This is a genomic window from Brevundimonas sp. GW821-FHT12C05 (assembly GCF_058807475.1).
The window spans coordinates 448,064-469,585 of record NZ_JBXAQS010000002.1 but is presented as its reverse complement, the minus strand read 5'-3'; the positions used below and the strand labels follow the sequence as shown (position 1 = coordinate 469,585).

At 68.8% G+C, this 21,522-nt stretch carries 22 protein-coding genes; 11 read left to right on the top strand and 11 right to left on the bottom strand.

All coding sequences use genetic code 11. The features are described 5' to 3' along the window. Positions 1–28: 28 nt before the first annotated feature. The gene (fabA, locus tag AC1RRF_RS11690) at positions 29–568 is read left to right on the top strand and encodes a 3-hydroxyacyl-[acyl-carrier-protein] dehydratase FabA (protein WP_492834660.1); all 540 of its coding nucleotides are present in this window, start codon (positions 29–31) and stop codon (positions 566–568) included. A 63-nt stretch (positions 569–631) separates the two neighbouring features. Continuing rightward, entirely contained in the window at positions 632–1,861 is a 1,230-nt protein-coding gene (gene fabB, locus AC1RRF_RS11685) for a beta-ketoacyl-ACP synthase I (protein WP_492834658.1), read from the top strand. Positions 1,862–1,939: 78 nt separating this feature from the next. Here fabB and AC1RRF_RS11680 read toward each other — a convergent pair whose 3' ends face one another. Next, on the bottom strand, positions 1,940–4,018 hold the full coding sequence (locus tag AC1RRF_RS11680) for a DNA/RNA non-specific endonuclease (protein WP_492834656.1): 2,079 nt from the start codon (positions 4,016–4,018) through the stop codon (positions 1,940–1,942). A gap of 206 nt (positions 4,019–4,224) precedes the next feature. On the opposite strand from AC1RRF_RS11680, the gene AC1RRF_RS11675 reads away from it, so the two are divergent. Beyond that, a complete protein-coding gene (locus AC1RRF_RS11675; protein ID WP_492834810.1) occupies positions 4,225–5,022 on the top strand; it encodes an enoyl-ACP reductase FabI in 798 nt (265 codons plus the stop codon). Here AC1RRF_RS11675 and AC1RRF_RS11670 read toward each other — a convergent pair. After that, a complete protein-coding gene (locus tag AC1RRF_RS11670) occupies positions 5,019–5,492 on the bottom strand; it encodes a VOC family protein (RefSeq protein WP_492834654.1) in 474 nt (157 codons plus the stop codon). The two genes, AC1RRF_RS11675 and AC1RRF_RS11670, sit on opposite strands and share 4 nt — an antisense overlap. Here AC1RRF_RS11670 and AC1RRF_RS11665 point away from each other — a divergent pair. Next, positions 5,491–6,657, top strand: a complete 1,167-nt coding sequence (locus AC1RRF_RS11665) for a benzoate/H(+) symporter BenE family transporter (protein WP_492834652.1) — start codon at positions 5,491–5,493, stop codon at positions 6,655–6,657. The two genes, AC1RRF_RS11670 and AC1RRF_RS11665, sit on opposite strands and share 2 nt — an antisense overlap. 21 nt (positions 6,658–6,678) lie before the next feature. Here AC1RRF_RS11665 and AC1RRF_RS11660 read toward each other — a convergent pair whose 3' ends face one another. Further along, on the bottom strand, positions 6,679–6,918 hold the full coding sequence (locus tag AC1RRF_RS11660) for a KTSC domain-containing protein (RefSeq protein ID WP_492834650.1): 240 nt from the start codon (positions 6,916–6,918) through the stop codon (positions 6,679–6,681). 15 nt (positions 6,919–6,933) lie between these two features. After that, the gene (locus AC1RRF_RS11655) at positions 6,934–7,311 is read right to left on the bottom strand and encodes a DUF3597 family protein (protein ID WP_492834648.1); all 378 of its coding nucleotides are present in this window, start codon (positions 7,309–7,311) and stop codon (positions 6,934–6,936) included. Positions 7,312–7,471: 160 nt separating this feature from the next. On the opposite strand from AC1RRF_RS11655, the gene AC1RRF_RS11650 reads away from it, so the two are divergent. Continuing rightward, the gene (locus tag AC1RRF_RS11650) at positions 7,472–7,648 is read left to right on the top strand and encodes a YegP family protein (RefSeq protein WP_492312052.1); all 177 of its coding nucleotides are present in this window, start codon (positions 7,472–7,474) and stop codon (positions 7,646–7,648) included. Between the two features lie 62 nt (positions 7,649–7,710). On the opposite strand, the gene rimM is transcribed toward AC1RRF_RS11650, so the two are convergent. The 4 genes from rimM to AC1RRF_RS11630 form a co-directional block, all read right to left on the bottom strand. Then, positions 7,711–8,235 carry a ribosome maturation factor RimM gene (gene rimM / locus AC1RRF_RS11645; protein WP_492834646.1) on the bottom strand — a complete coding sequence of 175 codons (525 nt, stop codon included), beginning with the start codon at positions 8,233–8,235 and terminating at the stop codon, positions 7,711–7,713. Between the two features lie 134 nt (positions 8,236–8,369). Continuing rightward, positions 8,370–8,969 (bottom strand): 30S ribosomal protein S16, encoded by a 600-nt coding sequence (rpsP, locus tag AC1RRF_RS11640; protein ID WP_492834644.1) that lies wholly within the window; start codon positions 8,967–8,969, stop codon positions 8,370–8,372. A gap of 45 nt (positions 8,970–9,014) precedes the next feature. Beyond that, positions 9,015–10,529, bottom strand: coding sequence for a signal recognition particle protein (gene ffh, locus AC1RRF_RS11635; protein ID WP_492834642.1), 1,515 nt, complete (start codon positions 10,527–10,529; stop codon positions 9,015–9,017). A gap of 189 nt (positions 10,530–10,718) precedes the next feature. Then, positions 10,719–11,273 (bottom strand): helix-turn-helix domain-containing protein, encoded by a 555-nt coding sequence (locus AC1RRF_RS11630; protein WP_492834640.1) that lies wholly within the window; start codon positions 11,271–11,273, stop codon positions 10,719–10,721. A 51-nt stretch (positions 11,274–11,324) separates the two neighbouring features. Here AC1RRF_RS11630 and AC1RRF_RS11625 point away from each other — a divergent pair, with 51 nt between their 5' ends. Continuing rightward, complete coding sequence (locus AC1RRF_RS11625; protein WP_492834638.1) at positions 11,325–12,809, top strand: S41 family peptidase; 1,485 nt, start codon at positions 11,325–11,327, stop codon at positions 12,807–12,809. Between the two features lie 4 nt (positions 12,810–12,813). On the opposite strand, the gene AC1RRF_RS11620 is transcribed toward AC1RRF_RS11625, so the two are convergent. Continuing rightward, positions 12,814–13,083, bottom strand: a complete 270-nt coding sequence (locus AC1RRF_RS11620) for a hypothetical protein (protein ID WP_492834636.1) — start codon at positions 13,081–13,083, stop codon at positions 12,814–12,816. Positions 13,084–13,352: 269 nt separating this feature from the next. Here AC1RRF_RS11620 and ppc point away from each other — a divergent pair, with 269 nt between their 5' ends. The 3 genes from ppc (at position 13,353) to AC1RRF_RS11605 (ending at position 16,973) form a co-directional block, all read left to right on the top strand. Then, a complete protein-coding gene (gene ppc, locus AC1RRF_RS11615; protein WP_492834634.1) occupies positions 13,353–16,049 on the top strand; it encodes a phosphoenolpyruvate carboxylase in 2,697 nt (898 codons plus the stop codon). A 132-nt stretch (positions 16,050–16,181) separates the two neighbouring features. Continuing rightward, positions 16,182–16,481, top strand: coding sequence for a UrcA family protein (locus tag AC1RRF_RS11610; RefSeq protein WP_492834632.1), 300 nt, complete (start codon positions 16,182–16,184; stop codon positions 16,479–16,481). Between the two features lie 174 nt (positions 16,482–16,655). After that, on the top strand, positions 16,656–16,973 hold the full coding sequence (locus AC1RRF_RS11605; RefSeq protein WP_492834630.1) for a UrcA family protein: 318 nt from the start codon (positions 16,656–16,658) through the stop codon (positions 16,971–16,973). A gap of 141 nt (positions 16,974–17,114) precedes the next feature. Here the strand turns inward: AC1RRF_RS11605 and AC1RRF_RS11600 are convergent, their stop codons facing one another. Continuing rightward, positions 17,115–19,289: a M3 family metallopeptidase gene (locus AC1RRF_RS11600; protein WP_492834628.1), complete on the bottom strand. Its 2,175-nt coding sequence runs from the start codon at positions 19,287–19,289 to the stop codon at positions 17,115–17,117. A 121-nt stretch (positions 19,290–19,410) separates the two neighbouring features. On the opposite strand from AC1RRF_RS11600, the gene AC1RRF_RS11595 reads away from it, so the two are divergent. Then, positions 19,411–20,262, top strand: a complete 852-nt coding sequence (locus AC1RRF_RS11595) for a glutamate racemase (protein ID WP_492834627.1) — start codon at positions 19,411–19,413, stop codon at positions 20,260–20,262. Between the two features lie 62 nt (positions 20,263–20,324). After that, complete coding sequence (locus AC1RRF_RS11590) at positions 20,325–20,861, top strand: hypothetical protein (RefSeq protein WP_492834625.1); 537 nt, start codon at positions 20,325–20,327, stop codon at positions 20,859–20,861. On the opposite strand, the gene AC1RRF_RS11585 is transcribed toward AC1RRF_RS11590, so the two are convergent. Then, positions 20,818–21,459 (bottom strand): DUF2306 domain-containing protein, encoded by a 642-nt coding sequence (locus tag AC1RRF_RS11585; protein WP_492834623.1) that lies wholly within the window; start codon positions 21,457–21,459, stop codon positions 20,818–20,820. The genes AC1RRF_RS11590 and AC1RRF_RS11585 overlap by 44 nt on opposite strands. Positions 21,460–21,522 lie beyond the last annotated feature (63 nt).

The following is a 21,522-nucleotide window of genomic DNA, read 5'->3' as shown; positions in this document are numbered from 1 at the left end:
CGCGAAGTCGCGTCCTGCCGCAACGAGAATGCTTTTGACCGAGCTGAAATATCCGTCGTCGTTTGACTATGAAGCCCTGCTGGCCTCGGGCCGGGGCGAGCTGTTCGGGCCGGGCAACGCCCAGCTGCCGGCCCCGCCGATGCTGATGTTCGACCGGATCACCAAGATCAACGCCGACGGCGGCGCGCACGGCAAGGGTTATGTCGAGGCCGAGCTGGATATCCATCCGGACCTCTGGTTCTTCCAGTGCCACTTCATCGGCGATCCGGTCATGCCGGGCTGCCTGGGCCTGGACGCCATGTGGCAGCTGGTCGGCTTCTACCTCGGCTGGATCGGCGGTCCCGGAAAGGGCCGCGCGCTCGGCGTCGGCGAGGTCAAGTTCACCGGTCAGGTCCAGCCGCACATCAAGAAGGTCGTCTACAAGATCGACCTGAAGCGCGTGATCAACCGCAAGCTGGTCATGGGCATCGCCGACGGCGTGCTCGAGGCCGACGGCGAGGTGATCTACACCTGCAACGACATGCGCGTCGGCCTGTTCGGCGCGACCACGGAAGCGGCCGGCGGCTGAACCCCTATATTCAGACAGACCGCGCACTACGCGGCGACTGAGCGTTCTTAGAAGGAAACCACCATGCGGCGTGTCGTCGTCACCGGGCTGGGCATCGTTTCTTCCATCGGCACGGGCCAGGAAGAAGTCATCGCATCGCTGCGCGAGGCGAAGTCGGGCGTGCAATCCGCTCCCGATCACATCGCGCACGGCTTCCGCTCGCAGGTCTGGGCGCCGCCGTCGCTGGGCGTCAGCGCCGAGGACTGGGCTCCGCTGGTCGATCGCCGCGCGGCGCGCTTCCTGGCCAACGGCACCGCCTGGGGCCACATCGCCTTCGAGGAAGCCCTGAAGGATTCGGGCATGAGCGCGGACGAGATCAAGTCCGACCGCATCGGCCTGATCGTCGGCGAGGGCGGCCCCTCGACCCAGGTCATCCTGCAGGCGGCCCAGACCACGATCGAAAAGGGCTCGCCCAAGCGCATCGGGCCGTTCGCCGTGCCCAAAGCCATGGCCTCGGGCCCGTCGGCGGTGCTGGCCACCTGGTTCGAGCTCAAGGGCATCAACTATTCGATCAGCTCGGCCTGCGCGACCAGCGCCCACTGCATCGGCGCGGGCGCCGAACAGATCGCCTGGGGCAAGCAGGACGTGGTCTTCGCCGGCGGCGTGGAAGACATCGACTGGTCCATGTCGAACATGTTCGACGCCATGGGCGCCATGTCCTCCAACTTCAACGCGACCCCGGACAAGGCCAGCCGCGCCTATGACAAGGACCGCGACGGCTTCGTCATCGCCGGCGGCGCCGGCATCGTGGTGCTGGAAGAATACGAACGCGCCGTGGCGCGCGGCGCCAAGATCTATGCCGAGGTGACCGGCTACGGCGCCAACTCCGACGGCTACGACATGGTCGCCCCCTCGGGCGAGGGCGCCGAGCGCTGCATGAAGATCGCGCTGGAAATGGCCGGCAATCCGCGCATCGACTACCTGAACCCGCACGGCACCTCGACGCCGGTCGGGGACCTGAAGGAGATGGGCGCGGTGCGCAACGTCTTCGGCGACGACCTGCCGATGATCTCCTCGACCAAGTCGCTGACGGGCCACTCGCTCGGCGCGGCGGGCGCTCAGGAGGCTATCTACTGCCTGCTGATGATGGACAACGACTTCGCCGCCGAGAGCGCCCACATCGAAAACCTCGATCCCGAGTTCGAGGGCATGCCGATCCTGCGCAAGCGCCACGACGGGCCTCTGAAGCACGTCATGTCCAACAGCTTCGGCTTCGGCGGCACCAACGGCACGCTGATCCTGTCGAAGGTCTGACGCCTAGAGCGAAATTCTGGAGCCTGATTCACGACATCAGTGGAATCGCGAAGCGATTCCACGTCAGCCGATCAGGCTCTAGGCGCCCTTGTCAGCCCGCATCACGGCGCGGGGGAAGCGGATCAGGCCGATCCGATCCTGCAGCGTCTTCAGCGGAATCATGCGGGCGCGCCACACCGGATCGACCGCGAATTCAAACGCGACCTGGGTGAGGTCCTGCTCCAGCAGGAAGCCGAAGGCCTCCAGTCCGGCCTGACCGCGCGCGACCACCACCTTCCAGTAGGCGCGCGGGATCTTCACCTGCACCTGGCCCACGTCATCGACGCCGACGAAGATCGGATCGTCCGCCGCCAGCAGCGGCCCGGCGAACAGGGAGTAGCGCTCGACCCGCCCCTGCGCCTCGATCAGATTCTCCAGCAGACCCCAGACGCCCTTGCGGTTCGACCGGTTGAAGCCGGCCACCTGGGGCGTGCAGTTGGTGACGTGGTAGGTGTCGCCGTTGGCCCGCCGCACCTGGGCGTAGTCGACGCCCCAGCAGACCTCCTCGCGCCGGACCAGATGGCCCTTGTCGAAGGCCTTGCGGTCCTTGTCGAAGAAGCGGTCCGGCAACTGGGCGTCGGCCGGCAGCCGGGGATCCAGGAACCAGCGCTCGAAATCGTTCTCGGCCAGGCCGCCCAGGGCGTCGCGGTTGTAGGACCGGCCGGGTTCCGGCTCCTTGGCCGCGTCGGACCCGTCCACGTTCGAGGCGGTGAACAGGGGCAGGCGTCGCGCCTTGTGCATGGCCAGCGAGAAATTCTGGTAGGGCACGACCACGCCGCCGTCATGCATCCGCGCCGCCACTGAGGCGTCCCGCAGCGTCGGCAGGGGCACGGAGACGCCGAGGAAGCGGGGGTCGTACCCGGTCCGGCCGGGATAGTTCGGGTCGTGCCAGGGCTCGACGACCTTCTCGACCGCTCCGGCCGAGGCGCCGGCGGTGACGGACGGTCCGGACGTCTGGCCCAGGCTGACGGTGATGGTCAGGGGCACGGTGAGGGTCGTGGACGCTCCCGACGCCGCGACCGAAGGGGCGGCGGGCGCGTCGCCGCCTGGTGCAGCGGCCATCGCCCGTTCCGTCGCCGGAACCGGAGGCTCGACCCGGCCCAGGCAGCAAGCTTCCAGCTCATCCCGCAGCGCGCCGGCGGGCGCCAGGGCCAGGGCGGTCGTCACGATCCGGCTGGCGCGCACGCCCTCGTTGGCGATCCAGTCTATGTCGGCGTCGTCGTCCTCCTCGCCCGCCGGCTGGCCGTTCTGCAGCAGCCAGCGGCCTTGCGCGTCCTTTCGCGGCACGCCCGAATGGTGCAGGGCGACGACCTGCCAGGAATCGTTGAACACCGGCGCGCCCGACGACCCCGGGGCCGTGTCGGACTCATAGGTCAGGTGGTCGGCGGTGATGTCCAGCAGCCGGTTCTCGCGCAGGGCCACCTGCTTGGTCCGGCCATTGGGGTGCTGGATGATGGTGATGGCCTCGCCGACGTTGATCTTGCCCACTTCCGGGCTGAGCCTCAGCCAGCCATAGTCGCTCAGCCGCCCGTCGCCTCTCAGCGGCCGGGGGCTGACGGCGACCAGCGCCATGTCGAGGGCGGCGTCGGCGACGAAGAACCGGCCGGGATCGAAGCCGAAGGTGGTGGTCGGGCGGGGGAAGCCCAGCCGGTCCAGTTCGCAGTCGAAATCGATGCGCGAGGCCGCGGCCGTGGCCGCATCGGCGAGCACATGCTGGTTGGTCAGCAGAAGCGTCGGGCTGACCATGAAGCCGGTGGCGTCGCCCAGCGCGCGTCCGCCGCCGTCCAGGATGGTGATCCGCCCGACCGGCCGAGCGGCGTCCAGTCCGCGCAACAGATAGTTCAGATCGACAAGATCATCGCTGCCGATGGTCCGTTCCAGCTCGGACAGCGAGGCCCGGCGGCCGCCTTCCTGAAGCTGGAGGGTGCGCAGCGCCTGCCGTTCCGGAGTTTCCAGCTGGCCGGGCGTGGTGGCGTCGACGCGGGCCTTCAGAAGATCGATGGCCTCGGCCGTCTTCTCTTCGAGCGGCGCGGCGCGGGTCGAGGTCGGCGGTCCGACCTCCTCGACGATCCGGACGCCGGTGGTTTCCACCACCCCCTTCAGACGATCGACCTTCATGGCGTCCTCCTGTCGAAGAAACACAACCATAACGTCGTTTTGCGACGGTTGAAACTCAGGCGCGCGCCCGTAAACCCCACCGCCGGCCATCCCTGCTTCCCCCGCGCGGCCGCCGCTGCTACCCCTCCGGCGACACCGACCGACCCGGGGCAACCGGGCGACGCAAGATGGAGAGACATCCCATGGCCGCCGAATCCGCCTGGAACATGCCCAAGGGCGAACTCATGAAGGGCAAGAAGGGCCTGATCATGGGAGTCGCGAACAGCAACTCCATCGCCTGGGGCATCGCCCAGCAGTTGGCCGCCCAGGGCGCCGAGCTGGCCTTCACCTATCTGGGCGAGGGCCTGGAGCGCCGCGTGCGCCCGCTGGCCGAGAGCGTGAACGCCAAGCTGATCCTCGAAGCCGACGTCACCAATGACGCCTCGATGGACGCCGCCTTCGCCGAACTGGAAAAGACCTTCGGCACGATCGACTTCGTGGTCCACTCGGTGGCCTTCGCCAACAAGAACGAGCTGCAGGGCTCCTTCGTCGACAACACCACCCGCGACAGCTTCCTGCTGGCCATGAACATCTCGGTGTTCAGCTTCGTCGACGTCGCCAAGCGCGCCTCCAAGCTGATGCCGAACGGCGGCTCGATGATCACCATGACCTATCTCGGGTCCGAGCGGGCCATCCCGAACTACAACACCATGGGCGTGGCCAAGGCCGGGCTGGAAGCGGCGACCCGCTACATCGCCCGCGACCTGGGCCCCAAGGGCATCCGCGTCAACGCCATCTCGGCCGGCGCCATGCGCACCCTGTCGCTGGCGGGCATCTCGGGCGGTCGGGGCATGATCGCCCAGGGCCGCGCCATGTCGGCGATGAAGGAGGACACCTCCATGGAAGGCGTCGCCGGCGCCGCCCTGTGGCTGTGCTCGGACCTGGGCTTCTCGACCACCGGCGAAGTCATTCACGTCGACGCCGGCTTCCACATGATGGGCCTGGCGGGCGACGACGAGGGCTAGACCTCCGTCCGATAGGCCGCCTCGATGTTGTTGCCGTCGGGGTCCAGCACGAAGGCGCCGTAGTAGCCCATGGCGCCTTCACGCGGGCCGGGCGCGCCGTTGTCGCGGCCGCCGGCCTTGAGCGCGGCGTCGTAAAAGGCCTGCACCATCGCCTCGCTGTCGGCGCGGAAGGCGACGTGCATCTGGTTGATCCCGGGCCGCGAGCCCTCGACCCAGTAGGAGGGGATCAGCGTCCCGATCCAGAGGTAGGGGATCGGCTCCTCCTGGCTCTTGCCCAGCACGAAGAACTCCGGGGCCAATGTCCGGGTCTCCAGGCCCAACGCCTCGGCGACCGCGTCATAGAAGCGGCGCGCGGCCTTCAGGTCGGTGACGACGATTCCGGTGTGGTCCAGCATGGCCCCGGTAACGCGAAGGCCTTTGGGACCGTTCCCGCTTTCCTCGGTCCGGGCGAGGCGGTAAGCGCGAGGCATGACCTCGTCCCGCCTGCCCGTCTCCGCCCTGTCGGCCGCCGCCGTCGGCGTGATCATCGGCTTCGGCGGGACCGTGGCCCTGGTGGTCCAGGCGGGCCACACGCTGGGCGCCTCGCCCGACCAGATCGTGTCGATGGTGACGGCGCTGTGCCTCGGCATCGCCGTACCGGGCATTCTGCTCAGCTGGCGGATGAAGGTCCCCATCATCCTCGCCTGGTCGACCCCCGGCGCGGCCTTGCTGGCGGCGTCGACGCTGGGTCTCGGCTGGCCCACCGCCGTCGGGGCCTTCGTCATCGCCGGACTGCTGATGGTGGTCACCGGCCTCGTACCCGCACTGGGTCGGCTGGCGGGCCGGATCCCCGGCGCCATCGCTTCGGCCATGCTGGCGGGCGTGCTGCTGCCCTTCTGCCTGAAGCTGTTCCTCGTCTTCCCAACCGATCTGGCGCTGGCGGCGGGGCTGTTCGCGGTCTTCCTGATCATGCGGCGGCTGGCCCCGACCTGGGCCCTGCCCGCGGTGCTGGTCGGCGCCTTCCTCGTGCTGGCCTTGCGCGGGCAGGTGACGACGCCGCCGGGAACCGGCCTGTCCGGCCAGCTGTCGCCCGTCATCCCCGCCTTTGATCTCAAGGCCGCCGTCAGCCTGGCCCTGCCGCTGTTCCTGGTGACCCTGGTCTCACAGAACCTGCCCGGCCTCGTCGTGCTCAAGGCCGCCGGCTACGAGCCGCCGCCCGGACCGCTGCTGCTCTCGACCGGACTGGCCACCGTCGTCCTGGCCCCCTTCGGCGGCTACGGGATCAATATGGCGGCCATCGTCGCGGCCATCTGCACCGGGCCGGACGCCCACCCCGACCCGCAGCGCCGATGGATCGTCGGCGTGCTGTACGGCGGTCTCTATCTGGTCGTCGCCCTGTTCGCCGCGCCGCTGGCCGGGCTGTTCATCGCCATGCCGCCAGGGGCGCTGGCGGTGCTGACCGGCCTGGCCCTGATCGGCCCGCTGACCGGCGCCCTGTCCGGCGCCATGGCCGAGCCCCATGATCGCGAGGCCGCCGTCATCGCCTTCGCCGCCACGGCCTCGGGCGTGGCCCTGTTCGGGATCGGCTCGGCCTTCTGGGGTCTGCTGGCGGGCTTCGTGGCGCTGGTCGCCCTGCGCTGGCGGCGCCGAGTCTGAAGCATTGGAGTCTGGAGTGGATCAGGCGCGGCCCTCGCCCCGCGCGATCCGCCGATAGACGTAGCTATCCCGGATGTTCGGCCCGAAATACCGTCCCTTGGAGGGCGCGGTCCGCAGACCCTCCGCCACCTCGGGCGGCACGGCGTCGTAGTCATAGACGTCGCCCGAGGTGAACGTCACCCGCAGTCGTCGACGCGATGCGTCATAGTCGAAGCGGCGGATGACGCTGGAGGGCCGGGGAGAGGACGTGAGGGAGGGCATGGACGCCCGCCTGGATCAATCTCGCAGAGAGGCCGGAACCACGCCGCCGTTCTCGGCCAGCTTGGCCCACACCGCCTTGGACAGGGCGATGTTCTGCTCGGCGCTGCCGTGCGCGCCTGCATGGACGTTCAGCTCCTCGGCCAACTCCTTGCGGGCGTCGAGGCTGGAATCAAGATCGAGCAGCTTCAGCAGGTCGACGATCGAGGTGCGCCAGTTGCCGCCCCCGCCCTTTTGATCGGCCAGGGCGACCAGCACCGCTTCGACATCCACGGGGGCCGCCGCGACCGGCGCGGCGGCGGCGGGAGCCGAGGTCAAGGTCACATCGGGCGCCGGCGCCGCGGCCGCCGGCTTGCGGCCCCGGATACGGTCCCAGATCGAACTGAAAATGCTCATGTCGCGCGCCTTTCCCTTGCTGCACGGCGCCTGTAACGCCGCGCTACGGTCGAGGTTCAACGCCGTTGCGATCACGCTCCTGTGTCGGGCGCCGGACACAACGCGGTTGACGGCGGGCCTGACTGTGACACCTTCGACGCTCCAACCTAAGGATGTTGAAATGGCGCACAAGTTCGAGATCTACAAAGACAAGGCGGGCGAATTCCGGGTCCGCTTCAAGTACAATTCCGAGACGATCTTCTCGACCGAGGGGTATTCGTCGAAAGCCTCGGCCCAGAACGCCATCGACTCCATCAAGAAGAACGGGCCCGGCGCCCCGACCGAAGACAACAGCTAAGGTTCGACTTTCACCGGAAGCGGTCGGCTCTGGAGGAACTTCCGCCCGAGCCGACCTCGCCCCTAGTCCGGCTCGCGCTCGCCGATCTCATTGGGGCGCACCGCCAGGACCCAACCGTCGGCCAGATGCAGTTCGGGCACGGCGTCGCGGGTGAACGGCAGGTACCAGGTCGGCCCTCCGGCGAGAGGGGCGATCTCCAGCATGTCCGACGCGCCGAAATTCTGCACCGACTTCACCACCCCCAGCACCCCGCCGTCGGGGTCGCGCGCCTGCACTCCGACCAGATCGGTCAGGTAGAAGTCGTCCTCGTCCGGCTCGGGCAGACGCTCGCGCGGGATGAACAGCTTGAGGCCGCGCAGGGCGTCGGCCTCTTCCTTGGTGGCGATCTCCTTGGCCCGGCCGACGACGCCGACCTTGTCGGGCCGCGCCGACAGCAGGGTCAGGCCTACGGAGCCGTCCGCCCGCAGCAGGTCGCGGTAGCCCAGCAGCGCCATCGGCTCGGCGGTGTAGGCGGTGACGCGCACCTCGCCCTTGACCCCGAACCCGCCGGCGACCTGCCCGACCAGAATGAGTTTGTCCTGCGCCACCGGCGATCTCTCCTCCACCCCACCGTCCGCATCACGCCTCAAGCAGCGCAAGCGCGATAGGCGCCTCAAAAAAGAAAGGCGGCGCCCGAACGGACGCCGCCCCCTTCATTTCATACCCGGCGAACCGGACGAAATCAGCCTTCCGACTTTTCCTCGGCGGCTTCTTCAGCAGCCGGGGCGTCTTCGGCGGCGGCTTCAGCGGCCGGAGCCTCTTCAGCAGCGGCTTCTTCGGCGGCCGGGGCTTCTTCAGCGGCGACTTCAGCCGGGGCCTCTTCGACGGCCGGAGCGTTCTTGGCGGCTTCGGCGGCGGCGGCGGCTTCTTCCTTGGCGCGGACGGCGGCTTCAGCGGCTTCCACCTTGGCGGCCGCTTCGGCTTCGGCGCGGTCGGCTTCGCGCTGGGCGCGTTCGGCGGCGCGCTCTTGCGCCTTCTTGCCCGGCTGGGCCTTGTTCGGGTTGTTGGACTGGGTCCACTTCACCTTGCCGGCCAGGGCTTCGTCCTGCGACAGGAAGCGGGCGACGCGGTCGGTCGGCTGGGCGCCCTTGGCGAGCCATTCCGAGATGCGGTCCGCCTTCAGCACGACGCGCTTCTGCTCGCCGTCGCGCGGCAGCATCGGGTTGTAGGTGCCGACGCGCTCGATGAACTTGCCATCGCGCGGCGAGTGCGAGTCAGCGACCACGATATAGTAGTACGGACGCTTCTTGGCGCCACCGCGGGCCAGACGAATCTTCAGCATTTTCAGTCTCTTTTCTAGGAAGTCGTTATTCTTGGAAGGGAAGGCTTATTTCTTGGGAAGACCGGGCAAGCCCGGAAGCCCCCCCGGAAGTTGTCCGCCGCCCAGGCCGGCGAGCCGGTCCTGAAGGGCTTTCATTTCGTCGGCGCTCGGCTCGGGCATCTTGCCCCCGCCCATCGCCTTGAGGTGGGCCATGTCGGGGCCGCCGCCGCCGCCGAGGCCGCCCAGCATGGCGGCCATCTGCTGCATCTTCTTGGGTCCGCCGCGCGACAGCGACTTGACCATGTCGGCCATCTGCCGGTGCTGCTTGAGCAGGCGGTTGATGTCCTGGACCTCGACGCCGGCGCCGGCGGCGACGCGCTTCTTGCGGCTGGCGTTGAGCAGGTCCGGCTTCTTGCGCTCGGCCTTGGTCATCGAGGAGATGATGGCTTCCTGCCGGGCGATCATGCGGTCGTCGACGCCGCTTTCCGCCATCTGGTTCTTCATCTTGGCGACGCCGGGCAGCATGCCCATGATGCCCTGAAGACCGCCCATCTTCTTCATTTGCTGCAGCTGGGCGGCGAGGTCGTTCAGGTCGAACTGCCCCTTGGCCAGCTTGCGGGCCATGGCCTCGGCCTTGGAGGCGTCCAGCTCCTGGCTGGCCTTCTCGACCAGGGCGACGATGTCGCCCTGACCCAGGATGCGGCCGGCGACGCGGCGGGCGTCGAACACGTCCAGCGCATCGACCTTTTCGCCGGCGCCCAGATACTTGATCGGCAGACCGGTGACGGCCCGCATCGACAGCATGGCGCCGCCGCGGCCGTCGCCGTCGGCGCGGGTCAGGACCAGGCCGGTCAGGGGCAGGCGTTCGTGGAAGGCCTTAGCGGTGCGGACGGCGTCCTGACCGGTCAGGCTGTCGGCGACCAGCAGGGTCTCGACCGGCTTGGACACGGCGGCGACTTCCGCCACCTCGGCCATCAGGGCCTCGTCCAGGGTGATCCGGCCGGCGGTGTCCAGGATCAGGACGTCGAAGCCCTGCAGCTTGGCCGAGGTCAGGGCGCGTTTGGCGATCTGCACCGCGCTCTCGCCCGCCACGATCGGCAGGGTGGCGACCTCGATCTGCTCGCCCAGCTTGGCCAGCTGTTCCATGGCGGCCGGACGACGCGTGTCCAGCGAGGCCATCATGACCTTCTTGCGGTCGAACTTGGTCAGCCGCAGCGCCAGCTTGGCCGAGGTCGTCGTCTTGCCCGAGCCCTGCAGGCCGGCCATCAGGATGACCGCGGGCGGCGTGGCGTTCAGGTTGATCGGGGTCGGCTCATCGCCGCCCAGCATCTCGACCAGGCCGTCATAGACGATCTTGACCACCTGATCGGCGGGCTTGACCGAACGGATCACGTCCTCGCCCGTGGCGCGCTCGGTGGCGAAGGCGATGAAGTCCTTGACGACGGGCAGGGCGACGTCGGCCTCGAGCAGAGCCACGCGCACTTCGCGCATCGCCTCTTGCACGTCCTTCTCGGACAGGGCGCCGCGACCGGTGATCCGGTCAAAGACGCCTGACAGCCGCTCGTTCAGAGCCTCGAACATCAAATACCTCGTTGCGACGGGTGAGGCGGCTCCATACGACAACGGCCTCTGGCGACGATCACGTCGGCAGAGGGTTCTCGCCTGCCTCGTCCATCCGGAAATGGGGTCGTGCAGGTGGAGACGCGAGGTTCACTTGCGTCGGAAGCGGCGGCTTCTAGCGGATATGGACCCGTGAGTCGAGCCGGTCGCTCACCAGACGGTGCAGCGGAAGAAGCGAACCGGCCCCGGACCCCGATTGGCGAAAGCGTGCGTCTGGGCGCTGTCGAACAGATGGGCGTCACGCTCGATCTCGATCGCGCCCCCCTCCAGCTCCAGCGTCAGCGTGCCTTCGACCACGAAGATCATCACATGCCAGCCCTTGGGATCGGCCCCGGCCTGATAGAGATCGCCGGGCTCCAGGCGCCATTCCCAGGCCTCGACCTCGCGACGGGCGTCCAGACTCCAGCGCAGGACGCCTTCGCCGCCGTTCGCGCCGCTCCAGCCCAGCCGATCCACCACCGGATCCCGCCACCCCGCCCCCGGATCGGCGACGAGGTCGGCCAGGGTGGCGTCCAGGACCATACCGATCCGGTCCAGGGTGGCGGTGCTGACGCTGGTCGCTCCCGCCTCAATCCCGCCGATCATCCGCAGGCTGACCCCCGACGCCTGGGCCAGCTGCTTCTGGCTGAGGCCGGCCGTCGTCCGGCGCGCACGGACGTTGGCGGCCACATGGGTCAGGAAGGCGGGCGCGGCTTGACTCGGCAAAATATTGCCTCTCTAACGGGAGCAGTATTTTGCTTGTAGTGGATTCAGGCCATGACGCCAGCCCTGCGGGTCCTCGCCTTGGCCGCCGCCCTGTCCGCGCCCTCGAACGCCCTCGCCCAGGATCCGCCGCCCCTCGCCCCCGCTCAGGTCCGCGAGGACGCGCAGCTGGTCATCGACGCCGTCGAGGCGGGCCTGCCGAACATCTATTGGCGGCAGTCCCCCGCGGAGTGGGAACAGGCCAAGCGCGAGGCCTTCGCCCGACTGGACGGCGTCAATGACCCCATGACCCTCTACGGCGTCCTCATGCCCCTGCTGGGCCACATCGGCGAGGGTCACCTGTCCCTCAAGCCCTCCGTCGAGGCCATCAGGCGCCAGCGCGAGACCGCCGCCGCCCTGCCCCTGGACCTGCACTGGAGCACCGACGGCGTCTTCGTCGTCGCCGGCTACGGCGAGGCCGCCGACATTCCCAAGGGCGCCCGCCTGCTGTCCATCGACGGCGAGGGCTACGACGCCCTGCTGGCCGAGCTGGTGTCCATGGTCCCGCACGACGGGGATACCGTCACCGGCCCGATGCGGTTCGAAATCGGCGACCGCTATGCCGTTCTGCGCCAACGCCGGCGTGGCGACGAGCCGGACTTCCGTCTGCGCTACCAAGCGGGCGACGGCGCGATCGTCGAACAGACCGTCGCCGCCTTCCCTTTGGCCGGTCGGCCGCCGAAGACCGCGGATGAGCCGCCGGGCGTCGCGACCCTGGAATGGCTGGCCCCCGGGGTCGCCTATCTGGACGTGCCAACCTTCTCCAACGATCCCTATGACGCTGACCACGTCCCCTTCCGCGAGGCCATGCGGCGGCTGTTCGAGGAGCTGAAGCGCGGTCGCGCCGCCCGCCTGATCCTGGACCTGCGCCAGAATGGCGGCGGGAACGAACCCAACGAGAGCATCCTCTTCTCTTTCCTGGTCGCTGAACCCCAGCACAAGTACGCGGCGGTGGAGGCGCGCGGGCAGGCGTTGTCCGTCGTCAGCCGGTCGGGCCAGACCTTCAGCCGCACCGTCTTCGACGAGGATGACCTGGCCTTCCAGCGCCCGCTGGCGGACGGCCGACTGACCCGCCTGGACGTCCCGCCCGAAGGCCTGCGGTCGCAATGGGAGCCGTCCGCGCCAGTGTTCGAGGGCCGTCTTGTCGTGCTCGTCGGCGGCTACACCTTCTCGGGCGGCGCCGAGCTGGCGTCCATGCTTCGCCACGCCCGTCGCGGCGTCTTCGTGGGCGAGGAGGTCGGCGGAACCGACGACGGCAACACCAGCGGCTATACGTGGCGGATCACCCTGCCCAACAGCGGTCTGCGGCTGGGCGTGCCCCTGCTGCAGTTTCGCATGAACTGGCCCGGCCCCCCCGGCGGCCGCGGCGTCATTCCGGATTGCGACGTCCCGCCCGAGGTCGGCGAACTCGGCGTCCAGCGCGACCGTGCGTGGCGGATCGCCCGCGCCGTCGTCCAACAGGACTGGCGTTCGCCGGACCGGGCGGTCTGCCCGGCCTGAGGCCTCAGACCATGATGTCCAGCAGGACCGCCTCGGTCTTACCGGTGCGGGCGGCGGCGTCCATCGAGCGTTGCATGGTCTCTTCCATCTTCTGCTGGATCAGCCTGGCGATCTCGTCCTCGATCGAGCTGCGCTGCTCGACCGACAGGCCGGCGACGCCTTCCTCGGTCAGATGTTTGTCGGACAGGACCTCGGCGCGAAGTTTTTCCTTCAACGCCTCCATCTTCTGCTCGCGGGCCCACTCGGTAAGGCCCTTCTCGCGAATTTCGTCCATCTCCGAACGCGCAGTGTCGATGGAAGCGGGCGATTTCTGCCGGGTCGAATCTGCCCCGAAGATCCCCGTCAACCCGCTAAGCAATCCACTAACCGGCGAAATAGACATGACTTTCCTCTTGCGCAGGACCCATGGTCATCTGTCGTCGGGGCGGGCGCTGCAAACGCCGCGCCGAACGCACGTTCGGTTTCAGCGTTCGCCTTGGGATGGCCAGCCGCAAAACCCCTGATACGGTGACGCTCACAGCCTCCCCGCTGAGAGATGCAGACATGATCCAGGCCGCCGACGACCGGTTGCGAGACGAAGTGCGCCTGCTGGGCGGGCTGCTGGGCGAGGTCATCCTCGTCGAGGGCGGCAAGGATCTCTACGACCGGATCGAGGCGGTGCGTCAGGCCTCGGTCGCCTGGCACCGCGACGCGGGCGCCGCGGACGCCCAGCGGCTGGAGCAATTGCTGGGCGACCTGTCGCTGGATCAAGCAGTTGGCCTGGCCCACGGCTTCGCGGTCTTCTCCCTTCTGGCCAATGTCGCCGAGGACCGGGCGGGAAAGCGGCGGGCGCAGGAACAGACCGCGTCGGGCGCTCGGCCCGACACGCCCGAGGGCGCGCTGGAGCGGCTGAAGGCCGCCGGACGCTCGCCGCAAGAGGCCCGCGACCTGCTGGCCGGCGCCCTGATCTCGCCGGTGCTGACCGCCCACCCGTCCGAAGTCCGGCGCAAGAGCGTCATCGACCGCATCGCCGCCGTGTCCGACCTGCTGGACGCCTGCGACCAGAACGGCGCCGCCTGCGACCTGGAGGCCCGCGACGCCGGCCTGCGCCGCCAGACCACCATCCTGTGGGCCACGCGGCTGGTGCGGCAGGCCGGGCTGGTGGTGCAGGACGAGATCGACACCGTCGTCTCCTTCCTCGACCGCGTTTTCCTGCACGTCGCGCCGGCCCAGCTGGCCGAGTGGCGCAAGCGGCTGGATGCGCCGGAGCTTGAGCCCTTCATTCGCATCGGCACCTGGGTGGGCGGCGACCGGGACGGCAATCCGAACGTCGATGGCGCGGTGCTGAGCGCCGCCTTCCGCAGCCAGGCCCGGGCCGTGCTGCGCTTCTACCTGGACGAGGTGAACACCCTGGGCGCCGAGCTCAGCCTGTCGGGGTCGATGAGTGAAACTTCCCCCGCCCTGAAAGCCCTGGCCGAGGCGTCGGGCGATCATTCGCTCCACCGCGCCGACGAGCCCTATCGCCGGGTGCTCAGCCAGATCTACGCCCGGCTGGCCGCCACCCACCCGGTGCTGACCGGCCAACCCGCGCCCCGCGCCGCCGCCTTCGCCGCCGAGCCCTACGAGGGCCCCGCCGCTTTCCGCGCCGATTTGGCCGTGTTGCAGGACAGCCTGGTCGCCAACCACGGCGCGGTCTTCGCCGACGACCGGCTGGCCCGGCTGATCACCGCCGCCGACGTGTTCGGCTTCCACATGGCGACGCTGGATCTGCGCCAGAACTCGGATGTCCATGAGCGGGTCGTGGCCGACCTGTTGAAGGTCGCCGGCGTCACGGAAGACTACGCCGCCCTCGACGAGGAGGCGCGCCTGTCGGTGCTGGCCGCCGAACTGGCCTCAGGCCGGCTGCTGTTCAATCCCTATGAGACCTATGCCGAGGAAACGCTGAAGGAGCGCGGCATTCTGCAGGCGGCGGCCGAGGCCCTGCGCCTGTTCGGACCGCAGGCCATCCGAACCCACATCGTCTCCAAGACCGACGCGGCCTCGGACCTGCTGGAGGTCTATCTGCTGCTCAAGGAGGTCGGCCTCTATCGGCCCGAAGACCCCGCGGCCTGTCCGGTGCAGGCCGCGCCCCTGTTCGAGACCATCGGCGACCTGCGCGCGTCGAGGCCGACGCTGGAGCGCCTGCTGAAGGAACCGTCCGCCCTCGCCGTCGCCCAGGCGCGCGGCGTGCAGGAGGTGATGATCGGCTATTCGGACTCCAACAAGGACGGCTCCTACCTGACCTCGACCTGGGAGCTGCACGAGGCCTCGCGCGCCCTGTTGCAGGTCACCGATGCGGCGGGCCTGCGGCTGCAGCTGTTCCACGGACGGGGCGGGGCGGTCGGACGCGGCGGCGGCTCCAGCTTCGCCGCCGTGCTGGGCCAGCCGCAGGGCACCGTGGCCGGCCGTATCCGGGTGACGGAGCAGGGCGAGGTCATCGCCAACAAGTATGGCGAGCCGGAGGTGGCGCGCCGCAACCTCGACGCCCTGACCTGCGGCGTCCTGCTGGCCTCGCTGGCCCCGCCGCCGGACGCCGAGCTGACCGCGCGGCACGGGGCGACCCTGTCCAAGCTCTCGCAGACCTCGATGAGCGCCTACCGGGCGCTGGTCTATGAGACCGACGGCTTCGTCGACTATTTTCGCGCCGCTACCCCGATCGCCGAGATCGCCGACCTGAAGATCGGCTCGCGCCCGGCCTCGCGCACGGCCTCCACCGCCATCGAGGATCTGCGCGCCATCCCCTGGGTGTTCAGCTGGAGCCAGAGCCGGGTCATGCTGCCCGGCTGGTTCGGCTTCGGCTCGGCGGTGCAGGGCCTGGACATCGACGAACTGCGCGAGATGCACCACGACTGGCCCTTCTTCCGCACCCTGATCCAGAACATGGAGATGGTCATGGCCAAGGCGGACATGACTATCGCCCGACGCTACGCCGGGCTGGTCCCGGACCAGACGTTGGCCGACCGCGTTTTCTCGACCATCCGGACGGAGTGGGACCGGACCGAGGCGGCGGTGCTGGCCATCACCGGTCAGGAGGCCCTGCTGGGCGGCCAGCCCGAGCTGGACCGGCTGATCCGCCTGCGCATGCCCTATGTCGAGCCGCTGAACCATGTGCAGATCGAATTGATCCGCCGCCGCCGGGCCGGGGACGACGATCCGCGCGTGCGGGAAGGCATCCTGCTGGCGCTCAACGGGGTGGCGGCGGGGCTGCGCAACAGCGGCTGATCGGCGTTCAGATGTCCGCGATTTAATCCGGCGTCTCGATTTCGCCGCCGAACGCTCACGGAGCTGAAACAGGGTCGGGCCATACGGCCAGGGTCGCCGCCCCGGGTGACGCAGCGCTCCACGGAGTTCGCCATGAAAACCCTCGCTTCCCTGACCGCCTTCCTCGTTCTCGCCACCGCCGGCGCGGCCTCCGCCGCCGACGCCCGCATCGGCTGGTCCGACCTCAACCTCGCCACCGTGGCCGGAGGCGACGCCTTCGACCAGCGCGTCGAGGCCGCCGCCAAAACGCTCTGCCGCGACGCGCGCCGCCCCGGCAGCCGCCTTGGTGACCGCGCCTTCTGCGAGGCCGCCGTGCGCCGCGAGGCCGTCCGCCAACTGCCGGGCGCCGCCCAGGTCGACTACGCCGCCAGCCGCCGCGCCGTCGCCTATTGATCGCTTAACGGGAGCCGCTCCGGCGGCTCCCGTCCTGACATAAGTCTAACTTATGTTTAGCTTCGCCATTCTCGCCCTTGGATCATTGAATCATCACGATTGTCGTCTGGCGATCGTCATACGAGGCCATCATCTGACTTGTCGTCGCCGCTCCCGCGACAGGAGGATGATCCGATGACCAAGGCCCTGCTTACCCTCGCCGCCTTCACTCTGCTGACCGCGGCTCCGGCCGCCGCCCAAGACAGCGTCCGCGTGTCCCCAAACGGACTGGACCTCTCGACGCCCGCCGGTGCGGCGGCGTTCGACGCTCGTGTGGCCGCCGCCGCCCGCGACGCCTGCACGACGACGTCGCGCAGGACTCCCAGCGCCGTCTGCGTCCGGCAGATCCAGCGTGAAGCTATCCGTCAGCTGCCGCAGTCCCGTCAGGACGACTACGCCCGCGCACGCCGCAGCGACGCACAGGCCACGGTCACCCCCGCCTGGCCGGCATGATCCCGATCCCCGAATGCGAAAAGGGCCGGCGGAGATGATCCGCCGGCCCTTCTTTTTCGCCCTGTCGCCTGGCGGCTGCTTGAGGGCGGCGCGGAGTCCACCCTCAAGCAGCGAGACCCCGCGGGCTGAGCGTAGGGTTCCTTACGAGGTCGGGAAGCCCCGCACCTTCAGCAGCGCCCGCACGTCCGGGTCGCGGCCGCGGAAGGCGCGATAGGCCTCGGCGCGGTCCACGGTGTTGCCCGGGGCCAGCATGATCTCCTTGAAGCGGCGTGCGATATCCGGATTGAACACATCGCCCGACTCCTCGAAGTAGGCCCAGGTGTCGGCGTCCATCGTCTCGGACCAGAGGTACGAATAATACCCGGCCGAGTAGCTGTCCGACGTGAACAGGTGATTGAACTGCGGCAGGCGGTGCCGCATCACGATCTCCTTGGGCATGCCGTAGCGCTGCAGCGAGGCCTTCTCGAAGGCGTCGATGTCGGTCGGCGGCGTCGCTTGGGTGTGCAGATCCATGTCGACCAGAGCCGAGGACAGATAGCTGACCGTAGCGTAGCCCTGGTTGAAGGTCGAAGCGGCCTCGACCTTGTCCAGCAGCGCCTGCGGCATCGCCTGGCCGGTCTGCACATGCTTCATGTAGCCGTTCAGGATCGGACGGCTGAGCACCCAGTGCTCGTGCACCTGCGAGGGATACTCGACGAAGTCGCGCGGCGTGCCGCCCAGCGCCGGGTAGACGACGTTGGACGAATAGGCGTGCAGGGTGTGGCCGAACTCGTGGAACAGGGTCTCGGCATCGTCCAGCGAGATCAGGATCGGTTCGCCGCCCTCGGCCTTGATGAAGTTGTTGTTGTTCGAGCCGAGGGTGTTCTTCGGCCCGTCGAAGGTCGAGTGCGACCGGTAGGTCGTCATCCAGGCGCCCGACCGCTTGCCCGCGCGGGCGTAGTCGTCGGTGTAGTACAGGCCGATCGGACGGCCCGCGTCCTTGACCTCATAGACCACCACGTCCGGGTGGAAGACCGGCACGGTCCCGGCCGCCAGCTTCTCGAAGGTGAAGCCATACAGGCGGCGCGCCATCTCGAACGAGCCGGCGCGGACGTTGTTGAGCTCGAAATAGGGCTTCAGCTCGTTCTGATCGAGGTCGTACTTCTGCTTCCGGACCTTCTCCGAATAATACAGGTAGTCCCACGGCTCGATGTCGTGACCGGCGATGGCGCGCATGTCCGCCACTTCCTCGGTGACGCGGGCCTTGGCCGGGGCCCAGACGCGGTTCATCAGCTCCATCGCCGCGGCCGGGGTCTTGGCCATGGTGTCCTGCATGCGCAGTTCGGCGTGGTTGCGGTAGCCCAGCAGGCGCGCGCGCTGCTGACGCAGGCGCACGATCTCGGCGATGGTCGAGTTGGTGTCGTTGCGGTCGCCGTTGTCGCCGCGGTTCACGAACTTGCGCCAGACCACCTCACGCAGGGCGCGGTCGTCAGCGAAGCTGAGGAAGGGGTCCACGCTGGAGCGGGTGTTGATGATCGCCCAGCCCTGCAGGTTGCGATTGCGGGCGGCGGCGGCGGCGGCGGCCTTGTTCGAGGCGGGCAGGCCCGCGACGCCGGCCTCGTTGGGGATCACCGTCCAGGTGTTCTCGTCGGCGACGACCTTCTGGCTGAAGGCGGTGAAGGCGTTGGCCAGGGCGGTGTTGATCCGGCCCAGCTCGGCCTTGCCGGCGGCGTCCAACGCGGCGCCCGAGCGGATGAAGCTGTCACGGCTGCGCACGGCGATGCGCTTCTGGGCGGCGGTCAGGCCCATGGCGTCGGCGTTGTCGGCGACGGCCTTCACGCGCTGGAACAGTTTGGCGTTGAAGCTGATCTCGTCTCCGGCGGCGGACAGCAGCGGCGACAGCTCGGTGTCGACCGCGTTGTAATCGTCCGACCCGATGTTGGAGGTCATGACGCCGTAGATGTTGCCGACCAGATCCAGCGGCTCGCCCGCCATCTGCATGGCCACCAGGGTGTTGGCGAAGGTCGGGGCCTCGGCGTTGTCGGCGATGGCGGTGTAGTCAGCGCGTTGCAGCTCGATGCCCTCCAGCAGCGCTTCGCGCAGCTTGGCGGCGGTCACCTTGTCCCACGGGGGCACGCCGCCGTAAGGACCGGTCCAGGGTTGCAGCAGTTCCGCGCGCGGCGTCTGCACCGGCAGGACGGCGCGGCCGACGCGGGCATCCGCTTCGAGGCTCCCGGCGGAGGCGCTGGCGCCCAGGGCCGTGCCGGTGGCGCAGCCGGCGGTGGCGGTCAGAGCCATGAGGCTGCCTCCGGCGATGAGAAGTTGACGTCTTTGCATGGGAACTCCGTAGCGGCGGTTCGTTTCCGGGACCCTAGGCCCGGGGAGGGCGGACTGTCACATGAACGCCCTGTAACCTCCAGCCATGGACGGCGCGGAGCCGCGCGGCTAAAGCGCCCCCATGGCCATTGGCGTTTTCGACTCCGGCGTGGGCGGGCTGACCGTTCACCGCGAACTGACCCGACGCTTCCCCGGGCGGGACTTCATCTATCTGGCGGACCAGGCCAACGCCCCGTACGGCGGCCGGGGCGGCGAGGAGATCGTCGACCTGACCCGCGCGGGCTGCGAACGCCTGTTCGAGGCAGGGGCCAACGTCATCGTCCTGGCCTGCAACACCGCCAGCGCCATCGCCCTGCGCCGCCTGCAGCAGACCTGGGTGCCGGAGGCGCGCGCGCGTCACGGCCGTCCGGTCAATGTGCTGGGCATCATCGTGCCGACCATCGAGGCCGCCACCGGCCTGCCTTGGACCTATGAGGCCGAGCGTCTGGGCGACAAGATCGAGGCGCTTGAGATCACCGGCGTCTTCTGCACCGCCGCCACGGCCATGAGCCGGGTCTATGAGATCGAGATCGACAAGCGGCGCGAGGATCTGGCCGTCTTCTCCGAGCCCTGCCCGGGCCTGGCCGGCCTGATCGAACTGGGCGCTCCGACCGAGGAGCTGGAAGTCGTTGTCCGTGACCACGTCGACGCCCTGCGCCGTCGCATCGGCCGTCATCCGGACAAGGCCATCCTGGGCTGCACCCACTATGAGATCGTGGCCGGGGTCTTTGCCGCCGCCCTGCCGCCCGGGACCTCGCTGATCCACCAGCCGACCGCCGTGGCCGACGCCCTGGACCGCTATTTCGAGCGGCATCCGGAATATGTGCTGGGCGGTTCGGGCCGCCGCGACTTCCTGACCACCGGCAAGGCCGGGCCGCAGTCGGAACTGGTCAGCCAGTTCTGGGGCGCGCCCCTGACCTTCACCTCCGCCTGACGCCAAACCGTGACTTGACGGATACCGTTGTTCGTCGCCCGATAGCGGCGGGAGGACTGATCATGCTCAAGTCACTGCTCGCCGCCGTCGCCGTCCTGGCGTTCGCCACTCCGGCCGCCGCCGAGGTCGTCGAACGCAGCGCCGACCATTTCGTCCTGCGTTATGTATCGACCCTGGAGACCACGCAGGATGACCTGATCGCCTCGGTCGAAGACATCGGGAACTGGTGGAACCCCGCCCACACCTACAGCGGTGATTCCCATAACCTGCACCTGTCGCTCGATCCCGGGACCTGCTTCTGCGAGGCCATGCCGGACGGTTCGACGTTCGAGCACGGCGCCGTCTATGAATATGATCCGGAGACCGGGGTGCTGATCGACGCGGCTCTCGGGCCGCTCAAGGGCAAGGCCACCCTGGCCAACTGGGGCATCGGCTGGACCGGGGGCGCGGGCGGGGCCGGCTGGGAGGTCGTGATGACCTATGTCGTCCGCGGGCCCGGCCTGGGGGCCTACGCCGACGGCGTGGACGCGGTCATGCAGGATCAGTTCAACCGTTTCACCCGGTACATTCACTACGGGCCTGAGGACCCGGCGGCGTAGCCTCCCAGCCCCATAGCCTGAGCCACAGCTCGATCACGATCAGGTTCGGGATCCAGCACAGGAAGGCGATGGCCGGATAGGCGATCGCGAAATCCAGCCCGTTGATCATCGACAGCGGGATCATGATCCTGAGTGTCACCGCCGCGAAGGTCAGGGCCAGGCTGCGGATCATCCAGCGCCGGTGCTGGGCGAAGTCGCCCGCCACGGCCTTGCGCCACGCCAGCGTCGTGGTCGCGAACCAGACCACCGCCAGCAGGCCGAAGCCCAGGCCGGCGATCGGCCCCGCCGACGTCGTCAAGGCCAGGCCGAGGCCGGCGAGGGCGCCGACCAGGCAGGCGACCACATAGACCCGGCCCGCCATGCGGTGCCATGCCCGCCGCGGCCCACGCCAGGTGACCAGCTGGAAGGCGCCCAGGGCCAGCGCCGTCACCCCGCCCGCCACATGGGCCAGAAAGATGATCGGCCGGGCCTGCAGGTGCGGCGCCATCGATTCCGCCATGATCGGCGACGGCAACAGGAAGCGAGCGCTGAACAGGGCGACCGCGAGGCACATCAGGGCCAGCAGGCCGAACAGGGTCGTCGTCGCCACGCGCTGCATGAGGGATCTCCAGGAAAACATGCAGCCCGCTTGAAACGCCCGCACCGGGCGTGTCAGCCTTGA

What these genes read in the sequence shown, in the direction of transcription:
- ffh (WP_492834642.1), bottom strand. Translation starts at nt 10,529, where the DNA reads ATGTTCGAGGCTCTGAACGAGCGGCTGTCAGGCGTCTTTGACCGGATC.
- AC1RRF_RS11665 (WP_492834652.1), top strand. Translation starts at nt 5,491, where the DNA reads ATGACCTCGTCCCGCCTGCCCGTCTCCGCCCTGTCGGCCGCCGCCGTC.
- AC1RRF_RS11660 (WP_492834650.1), bottom strand. Translation starts at nt 6,918, where the DNA reads ATGCCCTCCCTCACGTCCTCTCCCCGGCCCTCCAGCGTCATCCGCCGC.
- ppc (WP_492834634.1), top strand. Translation starts at nt 13,353, where the DNA reads ATGATCCAGGCCGCCGACGACCGGTTGCGAGACGAAGTGCGCCTGCTG.
- AC1RRF_RS11650 (WP_492312052.1), top strand. Translation starts at nt 7,472, where the DNA reads ATGGCGCACAAGTTCGAGATCTACAAAGACAAGGCGGGCGAATTCCGG.
- AC1RRF_RS11680 (WP_492834656.1), bottom strand. Translation starts at nt 4,018, where the DNA reads ATGAAGGTCGATCGTCTGAAGGGGGTGGTGGAAACCACCGGCGTCCGG.
- AC1RRF_RS11675 (WP_492834810.1), top strand. Translation starts at nt 4,225, where the DNA reads ATGCCCAAGGGCGAACTCATGAAGGGCAAGAAGGGCCTGATCATGGGA.
- AC1RRF_RS11585 (WP_492834623.1), bottom strand. Translation starts at nt 21,459, where the DNA reads ATGCAGCGCGTGGCGACGACGACCCTGTTCGGCCTGCTGGCCCTGATG.
- AC1RRF_RS11600 (WP_492834628.1), bottom strand. Translation starts at nt 19,289, where the DNA reads ATGCAAAGACGTCAACTTCTCATCGCCGGAGGCAGCCTCATGGCTCTG.
- AC1RRF_RS11625 (WP_492834638.1), top strand. Translation starts at nt 11,325, where the DNA reads ATGACGCCAGCCCTGCGGGTCCTCGCCTTGGCCGCCGCCCTGTCCGCG.
- rpsP (WP_492834644.1), bottom strand. Translation starts at nt 8,969, where the DNA reads ATGCTGAAGATTCGTCTGGCCCGCGGTGGCGCCAAGAAGCGTCCGTAC.
- fabB (WP_492834658.1), top strand. Translation starts at nt 632, where the DNA reads ATGCGGCGTGTCGTCGTCACCGGGCTGGGCATCGTTTCTTCCATCGGC.
- AC1RRF_RS11610 (WP_492834632.1), top strand. Translation starts at nt 16,182, where the DNA reads ATGAAAACCCTCGCTTCCCTGACCGCCTTCCTCGTTCTCGCCACCGCC.
- fabA (WP_492834660.1), top strand. Translation starts at nt 29, where the DNA reads ATGCTTTTGACCGAGCTGAAATATCCGTCGTCGTTTGACTATGAAGCC.
- AC1RRF_RS11605 (WP_492834630.1), top strand. Translation starts at nt 16,656, where the DNA reads ATGACCAAGGCCCTGCTTACCCTCGCCGCCTTCACTCTGCTGACCGCG.
- AC1RRF_RS11590 (WP_492834625.1), top strand. Translation starts at nt 20,325, where the DNA reads ATGCTCAAGTCACTGCTCGCCGCCGTCGCCGTCCTGGCGTTCGCCACT.
- AC1RRF_RS11595 (WP_492834627.1), top strand. Translation starts at nt 19,411, where the DNA reads ATGGCCATTGGCGTTTTCGACTCCGGCGTGGGCGGGCTGACCGTTCAC.
- AC1RRF_RS11655 (WP_492834648.1), bottom strand. Translation starts at nt 7,311, where the DNA reads ATGAGCATTTTCAGTTCGATCTGGGACCGTATCCGGGGCCGCAAGCCG.
- AC1RRF_RS11620 (WP_492834636.1), bottom strand. Translation starts at nt 13,083, where the DNA reads ATGGACGAAATTCGCGAGAAGGGCCTTACCGAGTGGGCCCGCGAGCAG.
- AC1RRF_RS11670 (WP_492834654.1), bottom strand. Translation starts at nt 5,492, where the DNA reads ATGCCTCGCGCTTACCGCCTCGCCCGGACCGAGGAAAGCGGGAACGGT.